The following is a 20,395-nucleotide window of genomic DNA, read 5'->3' on the forward strand; positions in this document are numbered from 1 at the left end:
ATTTATAAGTTGTTATTAATCAGTTTGTTAAGGGGGTAAGCTGTTTTTATCTAATAAAATATTAAATGTATTAGTAAAAACAGCCATTTTTTAGCTTATTTGATTACTACAATAAAATCACTACACCAAGCGGTTGCGTGATTCGCCTTTAGTAAATGCCGCAATGTTTAAACTTACTTCATTAATTAAACGCACAATTGATTCAGTGCTTGCCCATGCTATATGTGGAGTAAGTAAAAGGTTATTGCCTGTGTAATTGGCAAGTGGGTTTGAAAGCTCAGCAGGTTCTTTAGTTAGTACGTCAACACCAGCTCCGGCAATTAGATTTTGCTCAAGCGCTGTTGCTAAGTCTGATTCGTTAATAATACCACCACGTGCTGTATTAATAATTATAGCGCTTGGCTTCATCATTTTAAGCTCATTTAATGCAATTAAACCAAGCGTTTCATCAGTCAGCGGGCAGTGAACGCTGATTATATCGGCTGTTTTAATAACGTCTTCAAAGGGTGTACGACCATCACGACATGCAGCACCTTTGCGCTCTGCAACAATAACGTTAGCACCAAATGCTTCTGCTACTTTAGCAACGCCTTTGCCTAACGTGCCGCCGCCTATAATGGCAAATGTTTTACCTTGTAAGTCGTTAAAGCTGTAATCGAGTATGCAAAACATTTCACTTTTTTGCCATGCGCCTTGCTGGCAATCCGCCTGATAGCGGTGTGTGTTACCCAGTAAGTTAGTAATTAAAGAAAACGTATGTTGAACAACGGAAGGGGTTGAGTAGCCAGCTACGTTGGTTACGGCAATACCAAATTCTTTAGCGGCTTCTAAATCAACATTATTAGTACCGGTTGCACTTACGCAAATTAATTTCAGCTGTGTTAGCTGACTAATCGTATCGCGATTCAAAACTGCTTTATTAGTGATTAATACATCAGCGCCTTGGCAATGCTCAATAACTTGCTCTGGGCTGGTAAGTTCATAAGTCGTTAATTTACCAAGTTGTTCTATACACGAAAGAGATGTTTTAGCTAACGTTGCGTTATCAAGAATAGTAATGTTCATTATGAGCCCTAAAATAAGTGGATCTGAAAGAGTTAAAATCGTAAAAAAGAGGCTTACGATCCATCAAAAATCTAAAATATGGGCTTAAGGTACTACGAATGAAAGGCCTTGTTAATGGTATTACTACCAAATGATTAGAGGGCTATGTAGTAGTGGTCTGCCCACTAGCAGATTGAGAACATGGTATTTTGCTAGATTGATCAGCTTTTTGCACTTTTAAGCAAGCCTATGGTCATAGAAGGTAATTAAACTCAGCTTTAAAGCAAGTTGCTAAAATAAAAATCGTTTTTTTGGTTATTTCGCATTTTAGATTGGCTGAGTTATAATCGGATATAGACATAAATGGTGCGCTTTAGCGTGCCGTTTTTTAACATTGTAGATGTAGTAATGAGTGAATTAGAAGATAAATACGCAGATATACGCCCATACAACGACGACGAAGTTGCGGCGTCGCTTACACGTTTAATTAACGATGATGCGTTTATTGATGTAATAGCAAAGTATAATTTACCGCGCTTTTTATCGGTAGTGCCTTTTATTGCGCGTCCAATGGTAAGAAGTCAGTTACGCAAAAAATGGGGCAAAGTAAGCACCGTTGAAGATGTGCAAAATGAAGTGGCGCAATACTTAGATAAACTAGTGAAGCGCACCACATCAAAAGTTACCTTTTCTGGGCTAGATCAGTTAGACGCTAACCAGGCCTATTTATTTATTTCAAACCACAGAGACATAGTGCTTGATCCTGCATTAGTTAATTGGGGTTTATATCAGCATAAAATGAAAACAGTGCGTATTGCTATTGGCGATAATTTATTGCAAATACCTTACATTACGGAGCTTATGCGTTTAAATAAAAGTTTCATTGTTAAGCGCTCTGCTAAAGCACCAAAAGAAATGTTAAAAGCATTAACCCAGTTATCGTCATATATCTATGACTCTTTAATCGGTGGAAATTCTATTTGGATTGCACAAAAAGAAGGGCGTGCAAAAGACGGTTTTGATCAAACAGATCCTGCCCTTTTAAAAATGTTGCAATTAAATGGACGTAAACAAAAGAAAGAATTTGGCGATTATATTAAAGAGTTAAAAATAGTGCCTGTTTCTATTTCTTATCAATATGAACCGTGTGCAATTGCTAAGGCTAAAGAGCTTTACCACAAGCAACATCATGGTGAGTACGTAAAGTCGGCTGGTGAAGATATTGCGAGCATTGTTGAAGGCTTTAGTACTGCTAAAGGGCACGTGCATTTAGCATTTGGGCAACCAATTGAATCTAAATGTGATAGTGCTGAAGAGCTCGCTAAAACAATTGATAGGCAAATTATAGGTTCGTTTTATTTGCACCCAGGTAATTACATTGCTGGTGGCTGTAAAGAGGCGGTAATAGACTCTCCAGATACAGCGACATTTGAACAGCGTATAGCCTGTGTACCAGAAGAATTAAAACCGTTAGTGCTGGCTATGTACGCTAAGCCCTTTCACCGTAAAACAGAGATAAATACCAATAGCTGTGAGTATTAATAATCCCAGCTCAACGAAACTAAGCAGCAATTAAATTGCTGCTTTTTTTTTGCTCAAAAATAAAGCTATACTAATACCTACTCTTCAACTGGGCGGTACTTATGCATGCAACAAATTGAAATATTTGATATTCCAAGCCCTTGCAAAAGTATTTGCTTAGTTAATAACAGAGGGTATTGCAAAGGGTGTTATCGTAGTCGGGATGAACGCTTTTCGTGGAATACCTTATCGAACGACCAAAAAAAGAAGGTGCTTAGTTTGTGCCAGCAGCGCTACAAGCGCTACCTTCAAAAAAAGCAGCAAAATGCAGTGCCAAGTACACAGGCACAGCAGCAAGGGTTCGACTTTTAAAAGCTTAATCCATACTTGGCTCTTAGTGAGTACACTGTGCCATTGTTAGTTAAATTAATTAATGACATTTTAAGCTTTTCTACTAAGTTTTCATTACGCTTATTTAAATAATGATAAAGCGGATAAGTATTCAACACTTCTCTTACAAAGCAACCTTGAGGTGACGGGAGTTCATTGTTTTGCATTATAAAATCAATCATTAAAGCCCCTTGTACTTTTTGCTGAGCAAGCAAATTAAGTTGGGTATTCATGCTTTTAACTTTAATAATATTTCCTGCAAACTGCGTGCTTGCTAAATAATGTTCTTGCACAGGGTAACCGTCAACAATTGCGACACTATCGAGCTGCTCTAAACTGTTAGGTAAACAGTTTTTATATAATATTAAGTCAAACTTAAATAGCTCATAATCAACTCTAATTAAGTTTTCGTAATTTTCTTCAATGCTAGCGTCTCTTCCTAACTGCCCATCAAGTACGCCATTATTTGCAGCGAGCAAAGCATTTTGGTGACTAAAATCGATTATATGTATTTTAAAACCGATATCTGCGTATGCTAACTTTAAAAGCTCTAAGGCATAATCAGCTTGGGGTGTACTTTGCGGACGATTAAAAGTGAGGTTGTATTGATGACTAAAACAAGAGGCACTAAAAAATAAATTTACCAATAATAACAAGATACTAAAATGTCTATTCATTATCAGTTCCAATTACTACAGAAATAAATAAAATAAGACGCGTATAATAACAAGGAGATTACCTCTTGCCCAGTTTCGGGGTTAATCAAATAATTTTAAAAGCGAATGAGGAAGTATTGTGAGTTTTAATTTATGCCTATTGCCACGTGAAGAAAAATACCAAATTCAGTTAGATTATGAAGCGTCTTTTTGGGCGTATCAAATTAAGCGAAATAAAAAAACGAGAGAGCAAGTTTATAACACAATTCATAGCCGCCCAATGGCGGAGCAAATAGTTTTGAAGCAAAAATTTGAGCAATATTTAGCGCTAATGCTTAGCTAAGTATTGATATAAAAATGTATATAGTTGAATTGTTGGATGAGCTAAAGATCCCACTCGTTAATAAGTTTTATAAAAAACATAATGTAAGAGGGCGGGCTAATAAACAAGATAAAGTATGGGTTACTTACTATAATAATGAAATAGTTGCAGCATGTAGGTTACAAGATAAAACAGAGTTTTTATTTTTATCTACCGTGTTTGTCGTGCTGGAACATCGCGGTAAAGGTGTGGCTAAACAACTATTATCAACACTCTTAAAGTCGCAAAATAAGACGCTTTATACCTTCGCATATAAAAACGTAGTTGATTTATATTGTGCTATTGGTTTTAACCAGGTGTTAACATATACTCTTGCTTTACAAGTACTTTTTGATACTTACAAACATCGAAATGTAGTGGCTCTAGAGTACCCATAGTAATAAAAATAATATGGAATAAGCATGAGTAAATGCGTTAATGGGATAATCTGTTACTTTATAGTTTTAATAACTATTTTAAGTTGCCAAGTAGGCGCACAAGTAAAACGTTTATCTCCCAGTGAAGGCTTATCGCAAAGCTACGTCAATACAATGCTTATCGATACTAACGGTTACCTTTGGCTTTCTACTGAGGCTGGGCTTAATCGTTATGATGGCTATCAAGTTATTCCAATAAATGGCCCAAATGGTGAGTTAGAAGAAGCAATCATAGATCGTATTTACCAAGACCCTCAAGGGCAAATTTGGATAGCCTCTTTACTTGCAGGCCTATTTAGATACGACCCCGTAACAGATTCATATCAGCAATTCCTAGAAAAACCTACCAGTGAAGAAGAAATTATTAATCAGTCTGTTTTTAGTATGGTAGCCGTTGATAAAAAAACACTTTGGATTGGACGAGGTCGTGATTTTGCAAAGCTTGATATAGCAACCGGAAAAATAACAACTATTTTTGAGCTTCCCGCTAAATATAAAAATACCCTGGTGAGAAAGCTGTTTGCTTACAACGGTTATATATTTATAGGTACAAGCCATGGCGCATACGTATTTGATATTGCCACAGAGCAAGTGAGACCCTTACAGCACTTAAAAGGTGAAGCTGAGCATATTTACCAAAATAATGTTAAGTCGTTCGCATTGGGTGAAAATAAACAACTATTAGTAGGCGCGGTACAAGGTTTATACGAAGTTGATATTAGCCACTTATCAAAAATGTTTGAACGCCCAGATTTGCCTTTTGAAAGTAAGGTAATACTCAGTGATTTAAATGTATGGAGCATAGTAAACGAACACGGAAAAATAGATTTAGCTACCGATAAAGGCTTGTTTAAATTTGATTTAAACACCGGGGAGATGATTAAAAATACTCGAATAGCCCAAAGTAAGTACACACTTGCCGATACCAGTATTATAGATATGGCCAAAGATAAGTCAGGTGGTACATGGGTCGCAACTAAAACTGATGGGGCGTTTTATCTATCAAATGATAATCATCACTTTAGTAATGTTGATGGCAGTAAGCTCGGTGGGGAAGGGTTATCGCATCACTCTGTTTGGGGGATTACAGAGTATAAAGATAAACTATGGCTAGCAACGCACAACGGGTTAACTGAGGTTGATTTAAAAGCAAATACAGGCACTCCTTATCTAAAAAATTATAAAGTAGATTTACTCACTACAGAATTTACTATCTACGAAATAATGCCTTACAAAGATAAACTATGGCTTTATAGTAATCGCGGGTTATTTATTTTTGATCCCGTTACACATCAAGTCAGTGAGCCTAAGGCAAAAAATCCAGCTAACCAAGATCAAATAACAGGCTGGGTACATGGCGTGACTTTAATGCCTAATGGTGACTTGTATTATGTTCACTCTGATCATGGTGTTTTTGTTTACAATGTAGATACACAAATAGTGTCTCGATTAGGTGGAGAAATGGCACAGTTTGAGCCCTTTCTAGCGCACGGGTTTTTACCGGCATTAAGCGATAAGCCAGACTCGCCACTATTTTTTAATGCTGGAATTTTATATCAAGTAAACCCAAGTGATTTAGCACTTAAAATGATTTACAAAGTGCCAAAGCAGCACGAAAACGTAGCCATTAGCGTGCTTTCTTATTTAATCGATAATAACAATATATTGTGGATATCACTTTCTAATTTTGGCTTGATAGGTCTTGACGCATCTACCTATCAATTAGTTCATACAATTGATCTAGAGAAAAACAAATTAGGCACACTGCTCTACGATATGGTGCTAGATGATGATGGCATGATCTGGATGAGTAGCCATAAAGGCATTTGGCGATTAAATCCAGAAACACTTCATTTTCAGCAATTTTCTACATCAGAAGGATTACTTTCAGCTGAGTTTAATAGTAACGCTATGGCACAGCTTAAAGATGGCCATATCGCGTATGGCAGCTTAAAGGGATTCACTTATTTTCATCCAATGGAAAACCAAAACTATCAGTCGCTTATTGATGATGTAAATATTACGCGGGTTGATTTAATGTCACGAGATTTATCGCTTGATTTAAAACAACCACTTAATGAAGTTGTACTAAATCATGATGATATAGGTCTTGAAGTTGCCTTTTCGGCAATGGCATTTAGTAATCAAGAACGTATTATTTATGAATACCAACTCGATAACGGGCAAAAAAGTTATACCCGAAACAACAACCGTGTACTGTTTCCAAAATTGAATCCAGGTAATTACCAGTTAAAAGTCTGGGCTAAAGACCCTTTTACCGGTGAATATACGTCGCCAGCAACGTTAAAAATAAAAGTAAAGTATCCGCTTTGGCGTGCACCTTATTTTATGGTGCTCTACGCTATGCTGTTTATTGGTTTTGTTGCTATGTGGGTTATGCGCCGCAATAAAATCCAGCGTATTTTATTGGCAGCAAATAAAGAAAGTAAAGAAAGCGAAGCGCGTTTAAAGCTAGCTCTTGAAGGCAGTGAATCGGGTGTTTGGGATTGGGAATCGAGTAATCCAAGTATTTACCAACCTCGTCTGGCGAGTGAGTTAGGGTACGAAAATGAAACCGTAAGCCTTGATGAGTACTTATCTAAAATTCACCCGCAAGATAAACAGTTATTTCGCTTAGAGTGGCTTGAGGTTTTATCTACTGATAAAGGTTACTTTAATTGTACATATCGTTTACGCCACGCTAAAGGTTATTGGCGCTGGTATAAGGATTTTGGCAAGGTAGTTGAATGGGATGATAAAACACCACAAAAAGTAGCCGGTACATATACCAATATGACCCGTGAAATGGTGTTTGAAGAACACGCTTTACTATTTACTGCAGCGTTTGAGCAAACACGTGACTGGGTGTTCATACTCGATAAAAATTTAAATGTCCGCGCGTCAAATAAATCACTACAGACTGCGTTTAATTTTTCGGCTGAGTCATTATCTAGTCGCTCTTTAAATTTAGGTATTTCGCGCAGTAGCTTATTTGACTATTTACGTATCATGAAAAAACTATCGGTAGAAGAGCACTTCTCTTGTGAAGATATAGTCATACTTGCTAATGGAGAGTCGCGCCATGTATTAGTAAAGATAAGTGCCGTGGCTGATAACAATCAGTGCTTAAATAGTTATGTGATTATTTTAACTGATATTAGCGCTCAAAAAGCAGCCGAAAATGAGCTTCACTTACTTGCTAATTACGATGTATTGACGGGTTTGCCTAATCGCACATTATTTAATGACCGTGTTGAGCATGCATTAGAGCAAGCCAAACACCATCAATGTAAAGTAGCGCTACTGCATATAAATATTAAGCGCTTTAAATACTTTAACGATTCGTTGGGGCATGAAGCGGCTGATGAATTAATTATTAAGGTAGCTAAACGGTTAAAACTTACTTTGCGTCCATCAGATAGTGTTGCGCGTTTTGGTGGGGATGAGTTTGTTGTACTCGTTGAAGATATTCATCAAGTTGAAGAGGTATTATTAATATGCGCAAAGCTCATGGATTGTGTAAATCAAAATATAAGCATTAACGAGCAAGTTGTTAATATAAATTTAAGTATTGGTGTCGCTATTTCGCCCGATGATGCACTACAAGGTGACAGCCTATTAAAAGCCGCTAATATTGCGCTGTATCACGCCAAAGATTCACTTGAAGGGAGTTATCAATTTTATAAACAAGAAATGAATCAGCATGTGCAAAAGGCTCTGCATTTAGAGTCACAGTTAACTAAAGCGTATCAAGAGCATGAGTTTTGTAATTATTATCAGCCTATTATAAATGCGCAAACTTATAAAACAGAAGGGTTTGAGGTGTTGCTGCGTTGGCCCGAAAACAAATTAGTAGAAACTCAAGAGTTCTCTTTAGCGGCAGAGGGTATTGGTTTAATTACAAAAATAATGTTGCAGACTCTTGCACGCGCATTAGGTGAGTTGAAAAATTGGCGCAAAGCTTCGCCTGAATTATATTTATCTATAAATTTATCTGCACTTGATTTTGAGTTTGAAGAACTCGTTCCTGAGATCAAGCGAGCGTTAAATTCAGCAGATATACCTTCGGAGGCTATTGTGTTTGAAATTACAGAATCAATATTAATTCGTGATTCAAAACACGCTTTAAAAAGTATGAAAATGCTTAAAAAGCTTGGATGTAGATTATACATGGATGACTTTGGTACAGGTTATGCCTCGCTCACCTACTTAAAGCGCTTCCCGATTGATGTAATAAAAATAGACCGTAGCTTTGTGCAAGATATTGGCGTGGATTCTGACGATGAAGCCATTATTCGATCCACACTTGCGTTGGCGCATAGTTTAGGAAAAGAATGTGTTGCTGAAGGCGTTGAAAACTTGTATCAACTTACCTTTTTGAAGGCGCTTGGTTGCATGCATTTTCAGGGGTATTTATTTAGCCGTCCAGTTTCTAGGGAAGAAGTACTGCCGCTGATTACACGTAACTGGGATGACATATTCAAAAAAAGTTAAACATGTGCTGCCCCTGGGGTTTCTAGGGGCGCTTTCCACAGTTACGACAAAATAATTTGCTATTGTGCTCATTTAACTGAGTTTTTATTGCCTTGTTAGCCTCTAGTTTATTTAGGCCTAATTTACAGCGTAACTCTTCCAAATGGCTGCGTTGCGCTTTATTAAGTGAACCGTCGTTAAGTGTGTCACCATGAATTTGTTCATGTACAGCGTCCTCAAAAAGTTGACGACGTTTTCTTACTTGCTCTGAAAAGCTTGATGCTAATAAACCTGTTGGTATTGCTATCATGCCCATACTGAGTAGCGTTATAACTCCCCCAAAAAATTTACCAAGTGGTGTTATTGGCACTACATCACCATAGCCTACCGTAGTGAGTGTTGCCATTGCCCACCACATAGCGGCAGGAATAGACCCGAACTTATCTGGTTGTACGTCGTGCTCAATTAAATAAATGCCGCAAGAAGCTAAAATAAGAACAACTGCCATAATAAAAAAAGCAGCAAAGAGCGAGCTACCTTCACTTACAAAAGCACGCGAAAGTAACTGCATAGCACGTGAATAACGAGTAAGTTTAAAGACTCTTAAGAGCCTAAGTACGCGTAAAAAACGCAAATCTAGTGGCACTATAAACATTAACAAACTTGGTAATATGGCAATTAAATCAATGACTGCTAGTGGGGAAAAAAGATATTTGAGTCGGCGCTTTGTATTTGAACCTTCAATAGCCACATACTTTGCTTTATCAACGCACGACCAAACTCTTACTAAATATTCAATTCCAAAAACAGCCACTGAGACTATCTCTAAAATTAAAAAAGCATCGAAGTATTGCTGAGCTACGCTTGGAATCGATTCAATAATAATAGCAACTACATTAATCATAATTAAAGTGATCAATGCTATATCGAGTAAATGACCAGCATGATGATAATTTCCAGTGCCTTCAAACAGGCAAGCTACTTTTTGTCTTGGGGTAAGTGTGTTTTTCATTATTTAAGTGAAAGTACCATGTTAATACTACCTTCTTCAAAATCGCGACTGATTTTAAAGCCGAGTTTACGTGCAAGCTCAATCATGCCGGTATTTTCTGGCAATGTAATGCCTTCAATTGATTCGACGCCTTGTCGTTTACAGTGATTAATTGCGGCACTCATGAGTATTCGACCTAAGCCTAAACCTTGACAGTCTGAGCGAACGACAATGGCAAATTCAGCATGTAAGTTATCGGGATCCATAATGACCCGAGAAACACCGAGTGTGCGCGTTTTACCTTCAAATCGTTGGCAAACGATAAACGCCATTTCTCGGTCGTAATCAATTTGCGTCATTTTTGCGAGTTGGTCGTGGTTAAACTGGGGTAGCTCACCAAAAAAGCGTTTATATCTGTCTTCTTTATTAAGTGACTCGTCAAATGCTTTATGAGCTTGTTCATCTTCTGGCTTTATTGGTCTGAGCGTAGCCTGGGTGTTATTTTTAAGTGTTACCACTTCAACAAGTTCAATAGGGTAGGGACGAATAGATAAGCGCTTACGATTGCTCTTAGCTTGATAGCGGTTAAGTGTCATGGTGGCATCGAGCACTAAAAACTGCCCATTGCTGGCAAGTATAGGATTGAGCTCCATTGAGCTGATATCGGGTTGATCAATTACTAACTGAGAAATACGCGTTAGCAGTGCACATAAACGATATTTATCAACCTTTTCGGGGAGTATACGCTCCTTTAATACGCCTTTGTCGTGCGCTGCGGCAATTAAATATTTTGCTAAGTTCATATTCAGTGGCGGTAAGGCAACTGCAGCCTGCGCATACTCAAGCCCTGTTCCTGCTTCACCTAATAATATAACTGGGCCAAAATTAGGCTCTGTTTTAATCGCAATTCGCAGCTCGTTTGCCCCTGCTCGTGGCGCCATTTTTTGTAATGAAAACCCTTCAATAACAGCATCCGGATACGTGTTTTTAATACGTATGAGCATTGCAAAAGCAGTTTGTTCTACTTCGTTGGCATCATTTAAATTGAGCACAACACCACCTACCTCAGATTTAGAGGCAATACTTGGGCTAATCAATTTTAAGGCGACAGGAAAACCAAGCTCTATGGCTTGCTCCTTAGCTTCTGTTGGGGTGTAAGCAACCTCGGTTTTTATGCATTTAATACCATAATGGTTTAATATTTGGCTTGCTTGATGAGTCGGTAAATAGCTGTGTTGATCATCTAAAAACTCATTAATAAGGGCTTTAGCTGCTTCTTTATTTATTTTAGCGTCATCAGTATTTGACTCAGGTGTTTGCGTTAAATGTTTTTGGTTACGACGATAAGTGACTAAATGCATAAATGCACCAACAGCACCTTCTGGCGTGCGATAAGTGGGTATCGCGTTATTGGAACATACTTTTCTTGCAGCGTATGATGCATCTTCACCCATAAAGTTAGTGATTACATAGGGGCGCGCCATTTTAGGAAGCGTTTTGAGTGTTTGAACAATAATATCGCCATAATCTTCACTTGGTGCAAGTGCAGAAGGGGTATGAATTATGAGTAAATTTTTAACTTCTTTTGCGTGCAGTAAAATTTCTAATGCTTGCTTATAACGTGCCGGTGCTGAGTCGCCAAAAATATCCACAGGGTTTGAAGTGGTTTCTGATTGTGGAATCACTTTATTAAGTGCATCGCGAGTTTCAATACTCAATTCGGCTAATTTACCTGAACTTTGAATAAGCTCATCAACGGCCATAACACCCGGCCCGCCACCATTAGTTAAAATTGTTAATTGCTCTACTTTTAATAATTTTGGATGCATGGCGAGTGTTTGTGTCGCTGCAAATAGCTCTCGTAAATCATTTACACGTAGCATACCCGCTCGTTGAAATAACGCATCGTAAACCGCATCAGAGCTTTGCTTTCCGCCGGTGTGAATTTCGGCTGCAAGTGCACCTGCAGTTGTTTTACCTGTTTTAATCGCTATTACAGGTTTGCTAAAAGCTGCAGCTCTTGCTGCTGATATAAAGCCCCGAATATCTTCAATGTTATCAATGTAGAGTAAAATCGCTTTGGTTTTAGCATCACGACCCAAAAAGTCGAGTAGTTCATTAAAGTTTATATCAAGGCAATCACCTACCGATACAAAATATGAAAAGCCAATTTCTTTGTTTTTAGCCCAATCTAAAATAGTTGAGCATACTGCTGCAGATTGCGATACAAATGCAATTTTACCTGGGCTTGCCACGGTATGTGAAAAGCTCGCATTTAAACCAATATGGGGAATTAACAAACCTAAACAGTTAGGACCAAGTAGAGTTACCTGATGAGCGTGTGCACAGCTTTTTAATGTTTTCTTTTGATCGGATGAAAGCCCATCAGCAATAACAATTGCACTTTTACAACCTAGTTCACCAAGCTGCTCAATAATATCAATTAAGGTGTTTTTGTTAGTACAAATAACAGCAAGGTCGGGTACTTTTGGTAAGTCAGCAATAGAGGGGTAAGCAAGTACGCCATGTACTGCGCTATGGCTTGGAGTAACGGGCATTATTGGCCCTTTAAAGCCGCCTTGAAGTAGGTTGCGCATAACCACAAAACCAGCACGAGTAGATACGTTAGAGGCACCAATAACGGCCACTGAGCTTGGGTTAAAAAACTGGGTAATGCGCTTAAGGCTCATGGTTTTTCCTAGGCTGATTAAATTTTGCGTTATTTATAGTCTCAATGTACCCTGTTTACTGTGTTATTTCGAGCGTCTCGATGCTTATTATTGATATCAATCAAGGAGATTACTGTGAATAAAACCCCCGGTTTTTACATTGTTATAGCGGCTATTTGTTTAAGTATAGGCTTAATTAGCTTAGGGTTTATTTTAAAAAGTACCGCTCTCAGTGTAAAAGGGATGGAACGTACTGTGCAGGTTAAGGGATTGGCCGAGCGAGAAGTAATAGCCGATACGGTAATTTGGCCTCTGCAATTTAGTGATGCCGACAATAACCTTGAAAAATTAGTCAGCCGAGTTGAGAAAAAAAATGATGCGGTAACTGCTTTTTTAAAACTCCATGGTTTTGATGACGATGAAATAACAATAGGCAGCCAGTCAGTTATTGATAAGCAAGCACGTGAATACAGTAATGAAAATCAGCAATTTAGATACATAGTGCGCTCAAATATTATTGTTTATTCTGATGCGCCAGATAAAGTGCAAAACGCGCTGAGTAAAGTAAGCCAGCTTGCTAAACAAGATATCGCAATAGTGCAGGACAGCTACGAAACAAAAGTTGAATACATTTTTACAGGCCTCAATGATGTAAAGCCTGCGATGGTGCAAGAAGCAACTGAAAAGGCGCGTGAAGTTGCTAATAAATTTGCTAAAGACTCTAATTCAAAATTAGGCAAAATAAAAACAGCTCGCCAAGGGCAATTTAGTATCAGTAATCGAGATTCAAACACACCGCAAATAAAAAACATAAGAGTGGTGACTAGTGTTGAATATTATTTAAATGACTAGGGCCTGTTGACCTTTCAGGATTAAAATTTGTTCAATCTAGGGGCGATTTAATCGCGGCGTGAGGTTTGTAACCTAGCGGGCTAAGTAAAAACCGAGCAACAAAGAGTAAATTGCCCCTAGGCAGAACCCTTCGGGCAGCGTATGTTTGGCATTTGTGCTACGTTATCGCCTATTTATGGGGAATAACCACACTACATAGGCTCTGCCTTGCCTAAATACCAAACATACTGCTGCAAATTTAACCTCGAAAGATAAACAGGCCCTAGGAAATAATATGTCAGAGTCTAAATATGGTCAGTTTGTACTGGCGCCCCGTTCGTATTTTTTTACTGCTATAGCGAGCGTAGTGTTTGCGTTTATAGGCTTTAGTTATAATGCATGGCGAATGGAGGCAAGTGAGGAGAATAACAATACACGTATTGCTAGCTTTCAAATATTACAAGAACTAGCTGAGCTTGAGCTTATTGTATTTGCGGCACATTACGATAATAACAAAATAGAGGGTAGCCCCAGAAAAGGCTGGGTTAAAGTTAACTTAATTCACGATTTAAGCTACTTAGCTGTTGATAAAGTACATTTAAAAACAAAGGACTTACAAAAGGTCTGGCAAAAAAATTGGCCAAATATGGTTGATCACGAAAGTGCTGCGCAATCTATTACACATGCCATTGATGGTGTGCGTACAGAAGTTGTAAGTGAATTAAAGCGCCTTGATTAAGTGAGCAACTTGCGCCGTTGAGCGTTGCAAGTAAGCGGCGCTCAGTAAAATTGTGGTCTCATTAACTTTTTGCCCTTTTAGTACGCTGGCAAGCTGCTGTTTTGCGTTAGGGTTTTGTTTTTGCTCTATTTCCATTAATGCTAACAAAGCTGAAAATTCATGCTTTACCGGTGTGCTCGATTTATTTGCATAGGCAATGTAGCAGGCAACTGGTGTTAACCCTTCTGAGTTGAGCTGCGCGAGTGCTTTAACTAAGTCATCATTTGATTCAAACAGCATTAAAGAGCGTACATAGTTAAATGGCAGCTTGGTAGCACCGGCATGCTTAAACACATTGTGCAGTACGTTATTTCCTTGAGTATCTTGTACTAAAAAGCCTTTATTTACTTTCAGCGCTGGGGTAAAAAAGCTCAATGCGTCAATATTAGTGAGTTGATTAATAAATGGAGATGGTGCTGTGTTAGTACTTAATATACGCGTTGCTATGTTTTGCATAAAGTCATACTTAACACTCAACCGTTGGGCGCTGTCATATAAATGGTTAAGCTGCAAAGTTTGCTGAGCAGGGCTTAATTGCTTAAAGTCGTTATCGAGCTCATTTAACTGCTGCTTTGAAATACGCACATTAAGTAGTTGTATGCTTAAATCCATTATTATTTCCAAAAATCTTTTTTGATACTATAAAACAAAAAAGGTCGCAAATGCGACCTTTCATATTTAAAGCAATTGTTTAAATTAGTTTTAAGCTTTTTTGCTTGCGACCCATTCATTAACAAAGTTTTCTAGTACATTAAGTGGTACAGGACCATTTTTAAGTACTACGTCGTGGAACTGGCGAATATCAAACTTATCACCCAGTTGCTTTTTAGCTTCTTCACGAAGTTCTAAAATCTTAAGCATACCCACTTTATAAGCCGTTGCTTGTGAAGGCATTACAATGTGACGCTCAACCATTTTAACACCGTCAGAGGTTGCATTAGGCGTGTTATTTACGTAGTAATCAATACCTTCTTGGCGAGTCCACTTCATCGCGTGAATACCCGTATCAACCACTAGACGACATGCGCGCCATAGCTCCATTGAAAGGCGACCAAAATCTGAGTAAGGGTCTGAGTACATGCCCATTTCTTTAGGAATGAATTCTGAGTATAAACCCCAGCCTTCAATATACGCTGTGTAGCCACCAAATTTACGGAACTTAGGAACGCCTTCTAGTTCTTGCGAAATAGCGATTTGCATGTGGTGTCCAGGAATACCTTCATGGTATGCCAGTGCTTCCATTTGATACGTTGGCATTGCTTCCATATCGTAAAGGTTAGCGTAGTAAATGCCCGGACGTGAACCATCAGGAGCTGGCTGTTGGTAAAATGCTTTACCTGCCGCTTTTTCACGAAATGCTTCAACAGCTTTTACTTTTAAATCTGCTTTTGGCTTAACAATGAATAGCTCATCTAAACGCGTTTTCATTGTATCAATAAGCCCTGTTGCTTCATCTAGGTAGCGCTGCTTACCTTGTGCATCATTAGGGTAGTAAAATTGTTTGTCAGTTTTCATAAACTGCATAAACGCTTTTAAGTCGCCTTTAAAGCCTACTTTGTCTTTAATTTCACGCATTTCATCATGAATACGTGTCACTTCAGATAGACCAATTGCATGTATTTCTTTAGCTGTTAAATCTGTTGTAGTTGTACGTTTAAGTGCATTGTTATAAAACGCTTCGCCATCAGGTAGTTTCCATGCACCATCACGATCATCAGCGCGTTTTTCAAGCTGTGCTAGGTAATTAATTAGCTTAGAGTAAGATGGTTTAACAGCCGATTTTAATGCATCTGATGCATCGCTGATTAACGAATCTTTTTCGTCTTGGCTAATTTCAAGCGCGGTCACTTTACGTTTAAAGTCGACAAGCAATGTAGAGTCATCGCCTTTTTCAAATGGTGCACCGTGAATAATGTTTTTACTTGAATCAATAACATGTGGGAACACAAATTTAGGAGCAATAATCCCTTTTTCTGCACGCATGTCTAAATCAGTAATAAGCTGGTCAATAACCGTCGTAACACCATTTAAACGTGAAATGTAGTCTTTAGCTTCTTTTACATTATTGATTGAGTGCTGATTAATTAAAAACGCCGGGATCATCGAATGCGTACCAAACATTTGGTTTACAGGATAGTTATGGTAGCGCCATTTAAAGTCAGCAATTGAGCTTTCAAGATCTTGTTTTTTTAAGTCGTAACTAACTTTTGTTGCGTCATCTAATAAATCACGATTAATTGTTGTTAGTGCAACTAGGTCAGCTTTTGTTTGCGCTAAATCTTTAAGCTTTCTTTCTTCGCTGCCATCGTCCCACTTATCGTAATCTTGCTTAATACCCATGTATGTTTGATATACAGGACTGCTCATTACATCGCGGTTAAATGTATCTTCAAAAAATGCATTGGCTTTGTCTATTTCACTTTGTTGTGATTGAACTGCTTGTGCAATCGGAGCTGAAGTCGCTTGTTGTGTTGCTTGCTGACAACCAGCAAGTAGTGCAACGCTTACTGCGGCCGCAATAAAAGTAAGTTTACGCATTGTTTTCCCTTTTGTTGTTAGAAACCCATTAGGGTGTTTTATATTTATTTTTTGTCTAGCGTTGGGCGCTACACAAATAATTCTAGCAGGTCGTTTAAAAAGCGATGACCTTTTAAGGTTACCTGCCAATGACTGTCTGTTTGAGTCAATAAACCTTTATTAATTGCTTGGTTTAATGCGCTTTGCTGACTTTGCAGTGGCAGTGTTGTTCGTTTATTAAAATCACTAATTGGGCAAGGCTCAACAAGGCGAAAGCGATTCATAAAAAATTCAAACGCTAAATCGTCTTGCTCTACATGCCAGCTTTTGTACATATACGGTTTGATTAAATCCATATAGCCGCGTGGGTGTTTAACCTTTTCGGTACGCGTTATAAGCCCTGTATTTACATCAGTAACCTTACCATGCGCGCCGCAGCCAATACCGAGATAATCGCCAAAACGCCAATAATTCAAGTTATGTTGGCATTGATAGCCTGGTTTTGCATAACCCGATATTTCGTATTGCACGTAACCTGCTTGAGCTAGTAACTCAACCCCTTGTTCTTGAATGTCCCACAGTGTTTCGTCTTGTGGCAAGGTAGGAGGTTTTGAAGCAAACTGAGTATTGGGTTCAATAGTTAGTTGATACCAAGATATATGCGGTGGATCGAGCGCTATTATTTGTTTTAAATCACTCAGTGCATCGTCAAGTGTTTGCCCAGGTAAGCCATGCATTAAATCAAGGTTAAAGCTATTTAAACCGGCTTCCTTAGCTTGTTGCGCGGCATAGTTTGCCTCGTCGCTGCCATGAATCCGACCAAGTGCTTTTAACTTGTCGTTTTGCATGCTTTGCACACCGATAGAAATACGGTTAATGCCTGCTTTTACGTAATCTTTAAAGCGACCTGTTTCTACTGTACCAGGGTTGGCTTCAAGGGTAATTTCACAATTGTCTTCAAGCCCAATTAGGTTGTCGACTTCATTTAATAATCGGGTATAAGCTGCACCAGTTAATAAGCTTGGCGTCCCGCCACCAATAAAAATACTGTGAATTTTACGCCCTTGTACTAAGTGCAAATCCGCTTTTAAGTCATCAATTAAGTGTTGAACATATTCAGCTTCAGGTATTTCACCTTTTTGTCCGTGGCTATTAAAGTCGCAGTACGGGCATTTTTGCACGCACCAAGGCACGTGCACATATAAGCTCAGTGGTGGAAGGTTCACAGGCCGCCTTTTTGCTGTAGTTCTAGCAATAATTTTTGTAGCGCTTGTCCGCGATGACTCACTGCATTTTTTTGCTCTTTTGTAAGCTCAGCACTCGTACAATTTTTCTCTGCTACAAAAAACACCGGATCGTAACCAAATCCACCGTTGCCATTTTGAGTGAGCGTAATTTCGCCCTCCCAACTTGCACTACAAATAAGCGGAGTAGGGTCGTCTGCGTGGCGCATTAATACCAGTACACACCAAAAACGTGCACTGCGGATAGGGTTATTACCTAAATCAACAAGTAACTTATCAATGTTATCTTGATCGCTGGCACCTTGGCCTGCAAAGCGAGCAGAATACACACCGGGTGCACCATTTAAGCCATCAACTTCCAAACCTGAGTCATCGGCAATAGCTGCGATGCCGGTAATCTTAGCGGCATGGCGCGCTTTAATGATGGCATTTTCAACAAAGGTAGTGCCGGTTTCGGCAACTTCACTTACATTAAAATCGCTCTGTGGAACTACATTAATATTTAGAGAGCTTAGCATGTTAGCGAGCTCTTTTACTTTGCCAGGGTTACCTGTAGCAAGTACTAAAGTTTTGGTCATGTTATTAATCTACGTAAAATTTTTGCTGAAACTGTAATTTTTGAAATTGATTACTTTGTTGTATTTCAATCTCAAAGCGTAAAATCTCTTCGTTGGTGTAATCAACTTGGGCAAGGTAATAAATTGAATCACCTTCTTTTACTTCTTTAAAAGTAAGCGTTTGTTTATTGCCAAGTAGGTTTTTTGCTGTGCCTGTAAGCTTTGCCGTTTGTGCTGTTTTATCGGCATCATTTTTTAATATAGAAATATTTACAATGCCTTTGTAGCCACTGCGCTCAAGGTTGTACGCTTTTGCTATTTTTGGCTGAATAAAAGTAGAAGGAAAGGCGATGTAATGGACTTGCCAAGGGCCAAGCTCTTTGTATTGTGCGCCTTGCATTTCTTCGCTTTGCGCGTTAAATGCAAATGCTAAACAAGCAATAAAACAAAACTTAATTAAACGGTTCATGATGTATTCCTCAAAACATATAAAAAAGAGGCCTTTGGGCCTCTAATTAAAAAATCCATATTAGACTAAAAAATCCATAAGCAGCATTTGCAAAAACTGAATACCAATAATAAGCACTAAAACTGATAAATCTAAGCCACCCATTGATGGCAATATTTTACGAATTGGTTTTAGCATTGGTTCAGTAAGCTGGTGGAAAACCGCTTCTATAGGGTTATAGCCTTGGCTAACCCAACTTAAAATAGCGCGAATAATAAGTACCCAAAATACTAAATTAAGGCCTTCTTTTAGTACCGTTATAAGTGCTTGAATAAGCACAGGCTGTATTGCCCACGCATTATATATAACAAGCATTAAAGTACTAATTTTGGCTACAGCCACTATAAATGCCAGCAACAGAGATGCTAGATCAAGTCCGCCAAACCCCGGAATGATTTTACGCAGTGGTTTTACCGCAAACGAAGTGGCTTTAACCACAAACTGGCTCATTGGATTATAAAAGTCGGCTTTTGCCCACTGCAGCCAAAAGCGCAGTAATACCACCATTAAAAACAAATCAAACAGGGTACTGATTAAAAATTGCATGGCATTCATAGTGTAACCTTCAATAAAAAAGTGGTTTTAAAGTTCTTTTTCCATTTGCTCTGCACGCGCAATACACGCATCCATTGCATCGCCAACGGTTTTAGTTAAGCCTTGATCTTTTAAGTGCTCAACAGCTGCGTGAGTCGTACCGCCTTTAGATGTTACGTTTGAACGTAGTTGCGAAATAGTAATATCAGGCTGGCTAAGTGCCATTTCAGCAGCGCCAAGAGCTGTTTGTTGTACTAAACGACGAGCGTCTTCATCATTAAAGCCCAGCGCTTTAGCTTTTTCTTCTATGGCTTCCATAAATAAGAAAAAGTAAGCAGGTGATGAGCCAGTTACGGCAATAATATCGTTAATTTGTGATTCTTTTTCGACCCATACAACGATGCCCGTGCATTCAAAAACTTGTTGTACAAACTCGTGTTCGCTTTGTGTTTCGCCCGCGCCATATAAACCTGATACACCACGGCCTAATAAAGACGGTGTATTTGGCATACAACGTACCATTTTAACGTCTTGACCTAGCATTTCACGTAAACGTTTTACAGTTAAGCCAGCAGCAACAGAAATAAACAGTTTATCGCTAAAATCTACGCCCGACTCTTGAAACGATTTACATAAATCGCCCATCATTTGTGGTTTAACAGACAAAACAATTACATCAGCATCGCGCAGGGCTTCGTTATTGTCACTGGTGGTTTGCACCTTGAAATCAAAGGCTACCTTTTCAAGCTTTTCTTGGTTGCGGTTAGTCGCAATAATGTTACTTGCGTTAAAACCGTTTTTTACCATGCCACCAATAATGGCGTAGCTCATATTACCTGTGCCTATAAATGCGATTTTTTTATCTGACATAAATCTGTTATCAC

The 20,395-nt window shown here is 38.6% G+C and carries 18 protein-coding genes; 7 read left to right on the forward strand and 11 right to left on the reverse strand.

What is annotated here, in order from left to right; genetic code table 11:
- Positions 1–120 precede the first annotated feature (120 nt).
- Positions 121–1,065 carry a D-2-hydroxyacid dehydrogenase gene (locus P20652_RS04945; protein WP_008170753.1) on the reverse strand — a complete coding sequence of 315 codons (945 nt, stop codon included), beginning with the start codon at positions 1,063–1,065 and terminating at the stop codon, positions 121–123.
- A 387-nt stretch (positions 1,066–1,452) separates the two neighbouring features.
- Between P20652_RS04945 and P20652_RS04940 the strand changes: the two genes are divergently transcribed.
- On the forward strand, positions 1,453–2,586 hold the full coding sequence (locus tag P20652_RS04940) for a 1-acyl-sn-glycerol-3-phosphate acyltransferase (protein WP_033017761.1): 1,134 nt from the start codon (positions 1,453–1,455) through the stop codon (positions 2,584–2,586).
- A gap of 105 nt (positions 2,587–2,691) precedes the next feature.
- Complete coding sequence (locus tag P20652_RS04935; RefSeq protein ID WP_008170756.1) at positions 2,692–2,937, forward strand: DUF1289 domain-containing protein; 246 nt, start codon at positions 2,692–2,694, stop codon at positions 2,935–2,937.
- Here the strand turns inward: P20652_RS04935 and P20652_RS04930 are convergent.
- Positions 2,934–3,632, reverse strand: coding sequence for a transporter substrate-binding domain-containing protein (locus P20652_RS04930; RefSeq protein WP_008170759.1), 699 nt, complete (start codon positions 3,630–3,632; stop codon positions 2,934–2,936). The genes P20652_RS04935 and P20652_RS04930 overlap by 4 nt on opposite strands.
- A gap of 118 nt (positions 3,633–3,750) precedes the next feature.
- Between P20652_RS04930 and P20652_RS04925 the strand changes: the two genes are divergently transcribed.
- Genes P20652_RS04925 through P20652_RS04915 form a run of 3 tightly spaced genes read left to right on the forward strand, consistent with a single transcriptional unit; the run spans position 3,751 to position 8,903 of the window.
- Positions 3,751–3,954: a DUF3283 family protein gene (locus P20652_RS04925; protein WP_008170761.1), complete on the forward strand. Its 204-nt coding sequence runs from the start codon at positions 3,751–3,753 to the stop codon at positions 3,952–3,954.
- A gap of 14 nt (positions 3,955–3,968) precedes the next feature.
- Positions 3,969–4,370, forward strand: a complete 402-nt coding sequence (locus tag P20652_RS04920; protein WP_008170763.1) for a GNAT family N-acetyltransferase — start codon at positions 3,969–3,971, stop codon at positions 4,368–4,370.
- 24 nt (positions 4,371–4,394) lie between these two features.
- Complete coding sequence (locus P20652_RS04915; protein WP_008170764.1) at positions 4,395–8,903, forward strand: EAL domain-containing protein; 4,509 nt, start codon at positions 4,395–4,397, stop codon at positions 8,901–8,903.
- Positions 8,904–8,925: 22 nt separating this feature from the next.
- Here the strand turns inward: P20652_RS04915 and P20652_RS04910 are convergent, their stop codons facing one another.
- Together P20652_RS04910 and P20652_RS04905 are read right to left on the reverse strand one after the other, a co-directional pair.
- Positions 8,926–9,894, reverse strand: a complete 969-nt coding sequence (locus P20652_RS04910) for an ion transporter (protein WP_008170766.1) — start codon at positions 9,892–9,894, stop codon at positions 8,926–8,928.
- Complete coding sequence (locus P20652_RS04905) at positions 9,894–12,563, reverse strand: bifunctional acetate--CoA ligase family protein/GNAT family N-acetyltransferase (protein ID WP_008170767.1); 2,670 nt, start codon at positions 12,561–12,563, stop codon at positions 9,894–9,896. The genes P20652_RS04910 and P20652_RS04905 overlap by 1 nt, the downstream gene beginning before the upstream one ends.
- Positions 12,564–12,677: 114 nt before the next feature.
- Here P20652_RS04905 and P20652_RS04900 point away from each other — a divergent pair, with 114 nt between their 5' ends.
- Together P20652_RS04900 and P20652_RS04895 are read left to right on the forward strand one after the other, a co-directional pair.
- The gene (locus tag P20652_RS04900) at positions 12,678–13,394 is read left to right on the forward strand and encodes an SIMPL domain-containing protein (RefSeq protein ID WP_008170770.1); all 717 of its coding nucleotides are present in this window, start codon (positions 12,678–12,680) and stop codon (positions 13,392–13,394) included.
- 274 nt (positions 13,395–13,668) lie between these two features.
- A complete protein-coding gene (locus P20652_RS04895; protein WP_008170772.1) occupies positions 13,669–14,112 on the forward strand; it encodes a hypothetical protein in 444 nt (147 codons plus the stop codon).
- Here P20652_RS04895 and P20652_RS04890 read toward each other — a convergent pair.
- The 7 genes from P20652_RS04890 to proC all read right to left on the reverse strand — a co-directional run bounded on the left by P20652_RS04890 (position 14,095) and on the right by proC (position 20,381).
- A complete protein-coding gene (locus P20652_RS04890) occupies positions 14,095–14,763 on the reverse strand; it encodes a hypothetical protein (RefSeq protein ID WP_008170774.1) in 669 nt (222 codons plus the stop codon). The genes P20652_RS04895 and P20652_RS04890 overlap by 18 nt on opposite strands.
- 90 nt (positions 14,764–14,853) lie before the next feature.
- Positions 14,854–16,689, reverse strand: a complete 1,836-nt coding sequence (locus P20652_RS04885) for a DUF885 family protein (protein ID WP_008170776.1) — start codon at positions 16,687–16,689, stop codon at positions 14,854–14,856.
- A 68-nt stretch (positions 16,690–16,757) separates the two neighbouring features.
- A complete protein-coding gene (gene hemW, locus P20652_RS04880; protein ID WP_008170778.1) occupies positions 16,758–17,894 on the reverse strand; it encodes a radical SAM family heme chaperone HemW in 1,137 nt (378 codons plus the stop codon).
- Positions 17,891–18,490 carry an XTP/dITP diphosphatase gene (locus P20652_RS04875; protein ID WP_008170780.1) on the reverse strand — a complete coding sequence of 200 codons (600 nt, stop codon included), beginning with the start codon at positions 18,488–18,490 and terminating at the stop codon, positions 17,891–17,893. The genes hemW and P20652_RS04875 overlap by 4 nt, the downstream gene beginning before the upstream one ends.
- A gap of 4 nt (positions 18,491–18,494) precedes the next feature.
- On the reverse strand, positions 18,495–18,938 hold the full coding sequence (locus P20652_RS04870) for a DUF4426 domain-containing protein (RefSeq protein ID WP_008170782.1): 444 nt from the start codon (positions 18,936–18,938) through the stop codon (positions 18,495–18,497).
- 60 nt (positions 18,939–18,998) lie between these two features.
- Positions 18,999–19,532, reverse strand: a complete 534-nt coding sequence (locus P20652_RS04865) for a YggT family protein (protein WP_002962568.1) — start codon at positions 19,530–19,532, stop codon at positions 18,999–19,001.
- 27 nt (positions 19,533–19,559) lie between these two features.
- The gene (gene proC, locus P20652_RS04860; RefSeq protein ID WP_008170783.1) at positions 19,560–20,381 is read right to left on the reverse strand and encodes a pyrroline-5-carboxylate reductase; all 822 of its coding nucleotides are present in this window, start codon (positions 20,379–20,381) and stop codon (positions 19,560–19,562) included.
- Positions 20,382–20,395 lie beyond the last annotated feature (14 nt).

Origin of the sequence: Pseudoalteromonas sp. BSi20652, from assembly GCF_000239855.1 — a bacterium.
GTDB lineage: Bacteria > Pseudomonadota > Gammaproteobacteria > Enterobacterales > Alteromonadaceae > Pseudoalteromonas.